The organism is Lysinibacillus sp. G01H, assembly GCF_028872195.1.
GTDB classification, from domain to species: Bacteria; Bacillota; Bacilli; order Bacillales_A; family Planococcaceae; genus Lysinibacillus; species Lysinibacillus capsici.
The window spans coordinates 4,333,011-4,346,148 of record NZ_CP118397.1 but is presented as its reverse complement, the minus strand read 5'-3'; the positions used below and the strand labels follow the sequence as shown (position 1 = coordinate 4,346,148).

Here is a 13,138-nt window from a genome sequence, read left to right as displayed (position 1 = left end):
TTTGCAATATGAAATGAATAATCTTTTTACTAAAATACTAGATGAAACAAAGGTTTCTAAGGCAGATTTTCATACAACCCAAGATATTCCACTGTCCTTATTACAAAATCCATATACAATGTTAGATCTTCCAATCTCTTTGCCTGATCCGAAAATAAGTAAGATGTCGCTTGAAGAAGCGCTCGATTTACGGGAAGCTATTAAGGAATGGGAAGATGAATTTGTTAAATTAGCTGATTTAAGTACCATCCTAAAGTTGATCTTTGATTCTGATACAAAGGATTGGGAAAATGATTTTCTGAATGACCTTGAATTGGGGGTTGTTGTCTATGCGCAAAAGGTAGATGGACTAAATCCGGCAATCTACCATTATTCTTCGAAAGAACATGAACTAGTCCCAATTGGTAATTTAGAATCATTGAACATGAATGAAATTGTATTACAAAGTGAATTTGGTAATGCTCCAGTTATTCTTATTTTCACGGGAAAATTAGGGGCTACTATACATCATTATGGCAGTTCAGGATTACGTCGCTTATTAATTCGCGGCGGAATGGCTGCAGATAGAGCTTGGCTTGCATCAATTAGTCTTGGCTATGTTGGTTCTTTATTTGCAGGTATCCTACCAAAATCGTTATATACAACAGTAAAAATCGATGGATACCAACTAACTTCATTGTTTGCCTATTCTTTTGGAGTTCCTTTAAGTGAGCTATCCATAAAATAGTAAACATATATACATTTAGATTGAAAGGGGAGATTCATGTGGATGTAAAAAAGGAAACTATTCAAGACCTAGATTTATTTGCAGAAGAGCTTGAAGAAAAAATCGATGCTGGCTTTAACTGCTGGAATTCTTTAGGAACTTTTTCTTGTGCACTAGGTAGTACAGCTTCTACAGTCGGAACTGCTTCTAGCTTTGGAGGCTAATCAAAAGAGTTAATTAACACAGTGCAATTTACTTAAAATTTAATTAATGGTTGAATGGAGGCGTGAAACATGGAAATCAATAAAGAAATGGAACTTGAACTATTTGCAGAAGAATTAAATGAACAAGTTTCAGCAGGAACGGGCTGCTTCTCAACTTTAACTACTGCGGCTACAACTTGTGCTGCATCAACTTTTGGGACAGTTGCTACATTGTCTTGTTAAAATTTGTGAATTAGGAGGTTTTAATATGGAAAATTCTCCAGTAGAGTTAGAGCTGTTTGCAGAGGAATTGGAAGATCAAATATCAAGTGGATTTTGCAGCGCAGCTAGCTTCACTACTGCAGCTTCTTGGTTTGGAAGTTTAGGAACCGGAAGTAGTCTTTCATCAGCTTGTTAAAATCTTTATAAATCAATGTTCTACACTTCTCGAGGGGGTTCCCCCGAGAAGTGTTACATATTTCAGGTATTGTATTTTAGGAGGGGTTTGATGGATGCAGCACTTATGACAGAAATGCGTTCAAAGGATATTCAATTGGCAGAGGGAGTAGAGCTTATTTATGGGGCAAATGATCAACCGTTGCTATTTAATATAAAATCAAAAAAATATATTCGGATTTCCACACTAGGCGTTGAGGTGCTGGATTTATTAAATCGTTCCTATTCAATTGATGATATTATTACTCACCTAGCAGAAAAAAATGATAAAAATTTACAAGATGTGGAGAGAGTGGTGTTTAGTTTTTTTTATCAATTGCGTCAGAGTGGTGCCATCAATCTTGATCCTGTTCAAGTTGGGAAATTGGAAAAGACCTTCAATGGTCTATATAGTAGACCAATGCTTCGTTTACCTTTACTAAAAACAACAAATAAAATAATACATCCATTTAGTTATCTATTATCCAAATTCTCAAGAAGGTTTTTAGCAATACTTGCTTTTTTGACCATCATTTTAGCATCTATACCTTTATATATTTTGATTGGAATTGTTAAATTGGAATTCGTATCAACACCTTTAAATTTGTGGTTGATTGCTTTAGGTATTTTCATCCACTATATATTCCATGAATCTCATCATGCAATTGTACTTAAACGATTTGGAATTGATATAAGAGAAGCTGGTATAGGGTTAATGTATTATTTCATTCCTATAGCTTATGTTGACACAACAGATTCATATCGGTTGAAAAGAAAGTTTGATAGAGCTGCAGTATCTTTGGCAGGTCCTGTATTTGATATAACGGGAGCTGGAATCAGTTCGCTTTTTGTATTATATGGAAGCGAAACCATATCCGCACATTTTCAAGTTATCATGATTATACAGCTTATGATTTTTATTGCAAATTTAAATCCTCTATTACCAACAGATGGATTTCATGCAATTGAAGCCGCATCGGGAGAATTAAATTTACGTAGGAGAGCTTTTGAATTTTTTGTTGCTATCGCAACCTTTTCAGAGCTTCCAGCTAGTCTAATAAATATTAGTAGATCGAGAAAAACGTTCTATTTTATATATGGACTTATTAATGTCCTTTATATTTGTATTATTCTATTTTTTGCATACCGATATATACAAAGATTTTAGAGAAGAGGTGTTATATACATGGTATCAATAACAGAGAAACATGTCACAATTGCCCCCTTTGCTTTAGCCCGTATTAATCTTTTTCCAACTAGTATTGTAGATGAATTGGTGTTATTTGAAACACTTTCCATATTTGAAGAAATTAAGGAAGTGGAGGAGCGTCTAGAAGAAATAAGAGGGGCTGTTGAAGCGATATTATTTCGTCTTGTATCCGAACTAAAAGATGAACACACATTTCGAAGAACGGTCTTATCTTTGAAAAGAGACGTCTTCAACCAACGAAAGCCCAAAGCAACGGAAGAAAGTATTCATGAGATTTTGAATTTTCTACCAAAACATGAACAAAGTCAAGTTAAACAATGGTTAGAATCAATCAATTATAATGAATCCCTTCGATTAAAGGCCCAATCTACGTTTAAGGATGAAGTTGACAGAGCATCAAAAAAAATGGCGCACTATTTAGAGAATGATGATCTTAAAAAAGGTATATTGCTTTCAAGTCAAAGTTTTATGTCTGCATATAAGCCTGGAGACCTTTCACAATTTCAATTAGGAGAAGGGATTTCTAAAACATCCACCTCCTATTTGACACGCTCAATTATGAAAACAAGTCCATTTAGTACCTTTACAAAACTGGGAGTAAGTTTATTTTCAAAAGAAGCAAATGATTTATTAGAAGATATGGAAGAGCGATCATATATACAAATTTATCAGCCAATTGTATATATTTGGACCATGGCCATTGCGATGAATACTGAGTTCGGCCAGTTATTTCTATTTGAAGGAAATAGGGGTATAAACGACCAAGGAGACCAACCTCAATATTTGGTAGGTGACTATAGGGTACAAGGCAATTTTGCAGCAAAGACGGAAAACTTGAAAATGCTGCATGATGTATCATTAGTTAAACTTGTTCGCAATACAAGGAAGGGTTCTAGAGAGCAATGGGTAGAAGCACTAAAGGATTTTGGTGGTTTAGCGAGTTTTACTCAATTATTAAAAATTGGCTTGATTAGACCGATTTTCCCGTATGAATCAAATGAAAAAAATCCTTTATCAAAGTTAGTAGGAATACTCAAAAAACTAAAATCCAAAAATTCTTTAATTTTAATTAGCAAATTGGAGAATGTAAATGAAAATATACAAAAATTAGGTCGGGCAAAAGCAACTGAGCGTTTTACATTGCTGAAAGCGATAAGTGAAGAAGCAAAATCTATTTTTCAAGCGTTAAACATAAGCATTCCAAAGTGGTTTGACAAAGGAGGTTTTGTATATGAAGATGTAAGTTTTCATAAAAGGATTCCACATATCAACCCTGCTGTTCAACTGGAACTTGAAAAATATGGCGAAACATTTACTGAGAAAATGATACATAGTCACTATTATGATGTAGTTAAAAGTCACTTTATTGAGAGGTTTGGCATCGGAGGAACTTGTGAGGATGTATTTGAATTTCTATGTAGTATTATGAATCGAAGCGATGTTTTAACATTTATGAGCGAAGCTGGTGAGCTTAATAAACAAAGTATCATGAACAAGTCTAGAAATGGAAAAAGGCACAAGCTTTCTTCGTCTAGTGTGCCTCCTGCAACTGTATTTAATTACCAAATTGCTGCGAAAAATCAAGTGGAGTTAGACAAAGGGAACTTTAAAATTATTGTGAATCATTCTAGTTCTGGTCTTGGGAATATTTTCTATAGATTCCTTCCATTATTTAATCATGAAGGGGAAGCGTTATCCGACCACCTTCTTTCTTGGATAAGTGGACTTGTTCCGGATGCTGAGCCAGTCCTCATTACTTATGGAGCTGATTGGAATAATATTCAAATAGTTGAGCAAAACAGTGAAAGATGTCTTATCTGGCCGAGTGATACCATGAATCAAGTAGATCGACAAAGGTCATTATTATTAGAGGACATTACTATCCAACATCATGCAATTGATGATACTCTAGTAATTCTTGGTCCAGAAGGTAAGCCACTTGCCCCGATTTATACAGGAACAATACCAAACTTTCTTTTACCACCGCTCTTAAAACTATTTTTAATACTTTCGAATCCTTGGATTAATGGGAATCAGACAGATTGGTCTTTTAGCGAGTTTGGACCACAATATCAGCTACCGAAGGAAATTGAATATTATCCAAGAATTGAAGAGGGACGTATGGTGATGAGAAGGGCCCGCTGGAGAATACCGCTTCATATGTTTCCTTTTAAACAACATCATGAAAGTGACTTTACCTATTTTCTACGTGTGAATGGATGGCGGAGGGAAAATCATCTACCAGAAGAGGCCTTTTTCTGCGTAGAGACTAATAGTTCTAAAGACCTTGACCCGAAAAAGCGAAAGCCAATTTATGTACATTTTGGAAGTCCGCATACTTTAGAAGTCATCCAAAGTTATAAAAAGACAAATGGATTATCTTTTGCACTTACAGAAGTATTTCCAAGTCGTGAGGAACATTGGATTTCCACAGCAAAAAACGAATTTCATGCTACTGAATTTTTATCTCTTTGCAAATGGGGATGTTAATAAAGTGAAGCTTCAATTAATGGGGGCTATCCCTCATTGATTGAAAGTTGAGCCAATTAAAGTCTTACGGGCAGTTGCACCTAGATAATTATGAGAAAGAGGGATTTATGTGAACCAAAAAAACTGGCTATTTTATTCAATATATCCAGGCAATGCTGGTTATTTAGATGAAGTCATAGAACGACTTGTTAAACCATCAGTTTCTTTTTTTAAAGATGAAATAGAGAATTGGTTTTTTATGAGATATTGGGATCATAAAGGTACACACATAAGACTACGGTTTTTAGCAAGTCCAGAAATTGAAGAAAAAATAAAACATTGGTTTAGCTTACATGCGTTACTTATCTTGGAGGAAATTAGACAAGAGAAGCCCAAAAAGGTTAATAAATTAATTCCCGCACCTGAATACCAGGACGGAAAAGTAGCGGTCGAAATTAATAATTATGAACCAGAATACAGTAAATATGGTGGGGAAGAGGGGGTTGGAATCGCCGAGCAACTATTTCGAACATCCAGCGAAATGGTCTTACATATACTGAGAGAGGAAAATCAGCAATTTTCCAAAGCTAATGTTTCATTATTAGTATTAAAAAAATCAATAGAAGGTAGTATCAGAAAAAAGAAACAATATATGAGATTTTTGGAGAATTACTTTGACTATTGGACTGGCGGAGACTATGAAGGAGCTGAGGCCATAAAAACCAAAATTTCAACTGCTGCAATTAAACGCAGTGAAGTGATAAAAAATATTTGGAAAGAAATATCAAGTAATCAGGAAATGAATCAATTGATCGATTCCTATCTTAAGAAATTGAAAGAAACCCAGAAACTTATAAAGGATGCCACGAACATTCACCAAGAGTTTACGGATTTGTTATTCCACTACATACATATGACGAATAACAGAATGGGGATAAGTACTTTAGAGGAAGCATACCTAGCAAAATTATTATTAGTTTTAGAGGAAGAATATGCGTTTAAATAATTCAAGTAGAGGTGTCATTGTGTATGACACCTTTTTTCGCTACTTGAGTATGCTTTAATATTGATATGAAGATAGAATGAAATTTAATCATGATAATCCATACAAAACCCAGACACTTCAGGTACGATGATATTATCCCTGTTTGGTAGAAAGATATAAAAATAAAATCTGTTTATCTAATGGGGAGATATTTTTATGTCTAAATATTTTATCTTTAAAAAGAGAAATTACCGATTATTTAGTTTTACCAAGAAGAACCTTGTACACAAATGATGTAGCGAAAAACCAAATGTTCATCGTGTTACAATTAAGGATTGGAAACATGATTATCTACATTTCGGAGAAGATGGTCTTGAACAATTATTCAATCAGAATTTTTACTTCTTCAGAGTAAAAATTCCAGTTCTCTAAGACTATCGAGTTGGTAATTTTATTATTAAGAGAAGTGACGAGGAAATATAGACTTTCAAGTAGTTCTATTTTAAGAAACTGGGTAAAAGTATACTATTCGTAGTGAATTAAAAGATTCGGTTAAAGGAATGAGTCTAGCTATGACAAAAACGTTTCAACAAATGTAATATGAAAAAGAACGATTACATGCAGAGAATTTATTCATAAAAAAGTTAGAGGATATCTTAAGGAGTTATCGTTAGCAAAATTCGCATTCAAAGCTGCTACATAACGATTTGAGAGCTAGCGAGGAATGAAAATTTATTAATCGTTTTATTATGTCCCATCGCCAAAATCCCACGCACAGCTTATTATAAATGGATAAATCGTCACTCAATAGCTCATGAACGAACGAATCAACGATTAGTGGCATTTATCTAGCATTTATACACAAGTAGATGGAATATACGGCGCAAATCGTTCTTGCCTGTTCCTATAGCATATAATTATTTCTATAAATTGATCTCCGTTTTACCATTTCTTTAATTTACCAATTTCCTTCACTTTCATGGAAGCAATTTCACCACAATCTTGGCAATATGTAAGTAGTACAGGCGAGCCTGTTGTTGCTCGTTTGTTCACTGGTCTAATATTTGCATAGCCGTGTCCTAACTCTCCAATTGCAAAGGAACTACTTCCACAAGCTTTACAAGTTAATGTTTGATCAATCATTAAATCACCTCTTCAGTATCTTTACTATTAATATCTATATATTATTGTGGTGTGGTTCATTATTTAATCTATTAAAAAGTAATACATCATTAGTTTTGTTTAAATTACAATTAAAAGGATTATATGTATAAGTATACCACTATATTTCTGGAAAATAAACTTACAAAAGTACTAGTTAAAAATCTTTTTATAAAATCATATGTATTTCAAATCGCATTTAATAAAAGTTAACGGTTTACAAGTTTCTATGCCTTTTATCATTACACAGATAAGAGGCATAGAAACTTGTTAAAATTGAATTAAGGGTAGAAAATATTTCGTTTCATTTCCCAGTTTGAGAGAGTAAAGGTTAGATCAAAAGAAGGTATTTTCCTTTTTATGAAACGAAAGAGCCACAGCAATGAAAAATAAAGTATAGGTTTTCATTACAAACAGATCACTGAGTGCTGCAGATACCTATGACTCAGAGGCTGTAATGAAGAAAATTTTCTTTCCGCAGGGGAGTTTTCTTCTAGCATTTAAACAAGTGGAATAGATATTTGCATGAAAAAGCTCCTTTGTTAGCTTTACCTGATTTGTCTGTTGTAATGTGTACGGTTGATTGGTATGTACTGATTGAAATGATTTTTGACAATTCAACATCTCCTTCATCAATTGCTGCTTATTTATTGTATGCGGGGAGATTGAGGATACATGCTTCTGTAAATAAAACTTCATACTATAATTGTTTTTCTAGATTTAATATTTAATTTAATATATCTTTAAAAAGAATTTTGTGAAAAATGTGGAAATTACTAATTTGCTTTGTGGAATATTTGAGGAAGCAATTCGGTGGCAGGAGGAAAAAGGGGTGATATATTTTAAATGTAATAAAACTATTTATTAGATTTTTATGACTCATCTTGGGAGCAAACAGTTTTGTAGGTAAAAGAGTCTCAATGAATTTTTAGTATAGATCATTTTTATAATGTACCTATTCAACATATTATTACGTATTTAAAAGATGAATCAACAATTTATTTTCTTAATAATCAAGCACTAGGTTATCATAAATTCCAATATTTTTTTAAAATTCAAATGTGGAAAAGTTTTTGTGGAATAAATTGTTATATTCTTCATGTTAAATAGATAAATAAATTAATGAAATCCACTTTTATTATAAAATACTTCATTACTAATTTATTTTGAAATTTGAAAGGTGGTGAGAATAATGACGTATAACAAAAAAAAATCAAATGTACTAGAATTGCAAAAAATGGATGTCAATAATAAAAAGTTGAATGGCGTAATGGGTTATTCAACAACAAGTAATTTCCTTTGTATCGGTACACCAAGCATGATGAGTCAATTTACTTGTAGCAAATAAATCGGATCTGTAACGAATAAAGAGTGGAGGTAATAATTATGGATATGCGTTATGTACAGTATATTAATCTTAAAGAAAAATATTATGAGCCTCCACTTGAAAAGGCGACAGAGTCAGCTCTGAAAATTTCTAATGTACCCTTCAATTGGGTTATAAATTCTGACAAACATTGGACATATTATTCTAAGCCAGACTCTGATTTGCCTATTCAGGGTTGGAAGATACATATAAGTTCTATACCAAAAGAAGCTAAAGAAATATTGAGAGTCGTTTCGGATTTTTTGTTTGAGAATTCTGTTCCGTTTAAACATGTATCTAATGTGTGGGAATTAGTATTAAAGAATTCTAAATATGGTGACAGAGCCTCGTCAGGTAAATTTATTACGATCTATCCGAATAACGAAAGTCAGTTTACTTTCCTTTTAGAGAAATTACATTATCTATTGAAAGACTTTTCAAACGGACCATACATACTGAACGATAAAAGATGGTTAGATGGGAATGTTTATTTTAGATATGGGGCATTCAAGGAGATGTATTTAATTAACGGTGCATCAAAAATTCCAGCCATTCAAAATTTTTCTGGTGAGTTAATACCCGATTCTAGAGCGCCATATTATACGGTTCCTGATTTTATAGAAGAGCCACTAATTGTTAAAAAAATGTCAGAAGCGCATGGGGAAATACAAACTGCTGTATCAGAGCTTGATAATTATATTATTGAATCTGCTTTGCACTTCAGTAATGGTGGTGGGGTTTATGTGGCAAATCACATTCCTTCAAACACTAAAGTAGTATTGAAAGAGGGGCGACCAAATGCAGGTTTAGATGGTCAAGGAAGAGATGCGGTCGAGCGTTTAAATCATGAGGGTAGTATATTAAAAAAACTCCTAGGATTAGAATCCGTGGTTTCATTCCATAAAACATTCCAAGAGTGGGAACATGTATTTTTAGAAGAAGAGTATATTAGTGGGACATCCTTAGATACTTGGATAGCAACGAATTATCCATTCTCTGCACAGCAAAACTCAAGTGAATACTGTGACAATGCATGTTTTATACTAAAACAATTAAAAGATGCTCTGCAATCTATCCATGCTAGAGACGTTGGTATGGGCGATCTACAGCCAGCCAATGTAATGGTAACAGCTTCTAATGATATTAAACTAATTGATTTTGAAGCAGCGAGTCATTTAAACGATAGTATTCCTTCAGGTTTAATGCGACTTGGTTTTGTAGGTGCTCCAAATCTTTCGCGGGAACAGACAGATTGGTTTGCCTTACTTCGTATAGCAAGATATCTGTTTCTACCGATAGGGCCTGTTCAAGATATAGCGGTAGACATCATAAAAAAACATGATCAATGGATTTTTGATCAATTCGGTAGTAAGGCAATGAGATGGATTGAAGAAATTGAAAGTGAATGTAATAAAAGGTGCGTTATACCACAAAAAAGTTTCCTCTCAGCGCCATCTAAATATTTTAATAGATCAGATATACCCAAAATTCTCTCATCAATCAGAGCTGGTATTATTAATGATTTGAGGTGTGATGTCAAACTATTATCGGGGGATATCCGTCAGTATGAAAGTTTAGGTGGTATCTTTAATATACTAACAGGTGGCTTTGGTGTAATCATGGCATTAATGCGCACAGGCGATGTACCTGAAAAGGCAAAATCTTGGGCAATAAAATATAGTTCGCAAGAAGTTATTAATCAGCTTGATATGGGGCTTTTTTCAGGAAAAGCGGGAATAGCAGGAGTACTTTATGATTTAGGGATGATTGAAAGATCCAAAGCAATCTATGATTCAATAGAAATAGAATCAAATAATGAGGATATTTCAATAAGAACGGGATTAGCTGGAATAGGCTTAGCATTTATATCTGCATCCTATATATCTGATTTTAAGTACATGCTTAATCGTGCTATTAAAATAGGCCTTCAGTTACATTCCCTTCTTGAAAAAGATATAGTGGTAACTTCTAACGATGCTGATGCCATTCCACTAGGGCTAGTAGATGGATGGTCCGGTGTTTCTCTATTTTATAGTGCTTTATATAAAGCTACTGAAGAAAAAGTATGGTTAGAACTTTCTCTGCAAGCTTTAGAAAAAGATATAAGTATATGTACTATGGATAATTCAGGAACGTACCAAGTTATCGATAAAGAAAACACAAGGTTTATTCCGTATCTTGCAGGAGGCAGCGCGGGCATAGGTCTTAGCATGATAGAGTTGAGACATTTGCTAAAGGACAAGAGATGGGAAACTGAATTAAAAGGCATAGGGGAAGTGGCTAGTTCCAAATGCTTTTACGGTTCAGGTCTTTTTCGTGGCTTAGGCGGGATAATTCTAACTGCCAACGCAGTTGATATCGAGCTTCAAACGGGAGGACAATTCTTAGATAAAGCAATAAATACCTTAAATTTATATGTACTTAGTGATAATGATAAATATTTTATGCCAGGGGACTATTGCTATAAACTTTCGGGTGACATTTTTTCTGGAGCAGCGGGGATGTTATTGGCACTTTCAGGAATTGAAGAAGATAGATTTTCTTGGCTACCATTACCTAATTTGAAAGAAACTTTTTCTTCTTATCAAAATTCAACTAATGGAATAGCTGTTCTTTAAAATCATTCATTTGCTATAAAAATATTACAATCAATTAGCTAGAATGAGGCAAATTCAAATGAATAAAAATAGTGAACGGAAAAATTCGAAAACTTTAAGTGGTAAAGTTTTTTTAAAGCTTATTAAAGAAGCAAATCCACCAAAATGGATAATCTTTTTTGCTATCGTTTTAGGAATAATCGAAACTGTTGTTGGGTTACTAGTTCCACTTTTTACGATGAAATTAGTAGATCAATTGGCTAGCTCAGCGTTTAATTTTTCTTTTATGCTTTTATTTGGGATTATTTTAATTATGCAAACAGTATCCTCAGGATTATCCTTCTATTTTATGACTTATATAGGAGAATCCATTGTTGCCTCTATTCGAAATCGATTGTGGAGACATGTGCTACGACTCCCCATTTCCTTTTTTGATGACCGTCAGTCTGGGGAAATATTGAGTAGAATTACGCAGGACACAAATATTGTAAAAGCATTGATTACTCAGCATTTAATCACATTTGTCACAGGGATCATTACGATTATTGGGTCAATTATTTTCCTATTGCTCATTGATTGGAAAATGACTGTTATTATGCTGATTTCTATTCCTTTGTCAATTTTATTTATCCTACCCTTGGGACAAAAAATGTACAAGATTGCAAATGCTACGCAGGATGAAATGGCGAATTTTTCTGCTAACCTTGGTCGAGTGTTAGCAAATATTCGTCTTGTAAAAGCGTATCATGCTGAGAAAACCGAAGGCAAGTATGGTGAGAAGAACGTTCACAACCTTTTTAAATTTGGCTTAAAAGAAGCAAGAGTTCAAGCCTTCGTTTCCCCATTCATGACATTTGTAATGATGCTTGTTCTTGTTATATTAATTGGTTATGGTGGCGTACAAGTAGCCTCTGGTGCACTAACTGCTGGTGCGCTAGTAGCGATTATAATTTATATGTTTCAAATTACGGTGCCCTTTACTCAAATGGCCTCCTTCTTTACATCTCTACAAAAGGCACTTGGGGCGATTGAAAGAATTCGAGATATTCTTTTTGTTCAGCATGAGGGCGAGGGCGAGCACGCAAAGATAGAAGTGCAGAGTGCAGAACAAAATATATCATTTTACAATGTTTCTTTTGCCTATCAAGAAGATATGATTATTAAAAATCTCTCATTAACAATTCCTACTGGAAAAATGACGGCATTTGTTGGTCCTAGTGGTAGTGGGAAAACGACATTATTTTCTTTGCTAGAACGTTTTTACAAGCCCATCTCAGGTGAAATATTACTAGGCCAAACTAGTATTTATGACATTTCACTGCAGTCATGGCGCAGTCAGCTTGGTTATGTCTCACAAGAAAGTCCCTTAATGTCAGGGACTATTAAAGCAAATATTTTATATGGTGTTGAACACGGAGTGTCAGAGACAGCTATTCAACATGCTATACAACAAGCCAATGCATGGGAGTTTATTGATAGACTACCTGATGGTGTTAATACGCAAGTTGGAGAAGGTGGTATGAAGCTTTCAGGAGGGCAACGACAGCGGATTGCCATTGCAAGAGCTTTAATTCGAAATCCAAAAATTTTATTGCTGGATGAGGCTACTTCCAATCTAGATAGTGATTCCGAATTACTTGTTCAAAAAGCATTACAAAAATTAATGGCGGATCGAACAACACTCGTTATAGCGCATAGACTTTCTACAATACTTGATGCCGATCAAATTGTTGTGTTAGAACGTGGAGAAATTACAGGTATCGGTACACATAAAGACTTGATGCAAACACACATGTTCTACGAAAAGCTAGTGCGTCAACAACTGAAAAACGAGGATTGAATTTCCCTATATATTTTTACTGGGACGTTCATTATGAATGGGAAATACAATTTTAATATAAAACAACTTGAATTTTGATATTTAAAAAAATCTCCCCAAATTGTTAGAAGAATTTCTAACAATCTGAGGATATTCAAATAGCTTTCTATATTTAAATGTTCTCAAC

11 protein-coding genes are annotated in these 13,138 nt (G+C 34.0%); 10 read left to right on the top strand and 1 reads right to left on the bottom strand.

Translation table 11 applies throughout. The features are described from left to right. Position 1: 1 nt before the first annotated feature. From PSR12_RS22020 to PSR12_RS21990, 7 genes are all read left to right on the top strand, one after another. Positions 2-727, top strand: coding sequence for a nitroreductase family protein (locus PSR12_RS22020; RefSeq protein ID WP_274770527.1), 726 nt, complete (start codon positions 2-4; stop codon positions 725-727). A gap of 38 nt (positions 728-765) precedes the next feature. Further along, entirely contained in the window at positions 766-930 is a 165-nt protein-coding gene (locus PSR12_RS22015) for a thiocillin family RiPP (protein ID WP_274770526.1), read from the top strand. A 69-nt stretch (positions 931-999) separates the two neighbouring features. Then, positions 1,000-1,152, top strand: a complete 153-nt coding sequence (locus tag PSR12_RS22010) for a thiocillin family RiPP (RefSeq protein ID WP_274770525.1) — start codon at positions 1,000-1,002, stop codon at positions 1,150-1,152. Positions 1,153-1,177: 25 nt separating this feature from the next. Beyond that, the gene (locus PSR12_RS22005) at positions 1,178-1,327 is read left to right on the top strand and encodes a hypothetical protein (RefSeq protein ID WP_274770524.1); all 150 of its coding nucleotides are present in this window, start codon (positions 1,178-1,180) and stop codon (positions 1,325-1,327) included. Between the two features lie 90 nt (positions 1,328-1,417). After that, entirely contained in the window at positions 1,418-2,512 is a 1,095-nt protein-coding gene (locus tag PSR12_RS22000) for a site-2 protease family protein (RefSeq protein ID WP_274770523.1), read from the top strand. Positions 2,513-2,620: 108 nt separating this feature from the next. Then, positions 2,621-5,044: a lantibiotic dehydratase gene (locus PSR12_RS21995; protein ID WP_274770522.1), complete on the top strand. Its 2,424-nt coding sequence runs from the start codon at positions 2,621-2,623 to the stop codon at positions 5,042-5,044. 109 nt (positions 5,045-5,153) lie between these two features. Beyond that, positions 5,154-6,029: a thiopeptide-type bacteriocin biosynthesis protein gene (locus PSR12_RS21990; protein WP_274770521.1), complete on the top strand. Its 876-nt coding sequence runs from the start codon at positions 5,154-5,156 to the stop codon at positions 6,027-6,029. A 921-nt stretch (positions 6,030-6,950) separates the two neighbouring features. Here the strand turns inward: PSR12_RS21990 and PSR12_RS21985 are convergent. Further along, positions 6,951-7,151, bottom strand: coding sequence for a hypothetical protein (locus PSR12_RS21985; protein ID WP_274770520.1), 201 nt, complete (start codon positions 7,149-7,151; stop codon positions 6,951-6,953). Between the two features lie 1,210 nt (positions 7,152-8,361). Here PSR12_RS21985 and PSR12_RS21980 point away from each other — a divergent pair. The 3 genes from PSR12_RS21980 to PSR12_RS21970 are packed head-to-tail and all read left to right on the top strand — an operon-like array spanning position 8,362 to position 12,972. Beyond that, positions 8,362-8,517, top strand: coding sequence for a class III lanthipeptide (locus tag PSR12_RS21980; RefSeq protein ID WP_004231812.1), 156 nt, complete (start codon positions 8,362-8,364; stop codon positions 8,515-8,517). 38 nt (positions 8,518-8,555) lie between these two features. After that, positions 8,556-11,153 (top strand): class III lanthionine synthetase LanKC, encoded by a 2,598-nt coding sequence (gene lanKC, locus PSR12_RS21975; RefSeq protein WP_221681576.1) that lies wholly within the window; start codon positions 8,556-8,558, stop codon positions 11,151-11,153. A 58-nt stretch (positions 11,154-11,211) separates the two neighbouring features. After that, positions 11,212-12,972: an ABC transporter ATP-binding protein gene (locus PSR12_RS21970; RefSeq protein WP_004231816.1), complete on the top strand. Its 1,761-nt coding sequence runs from the start codon at positions 11,212-11,214 to the stop codon at positions 12,970-12,972. Positions 12,973-13,138 lie beyond the last annotated feature (166 nt).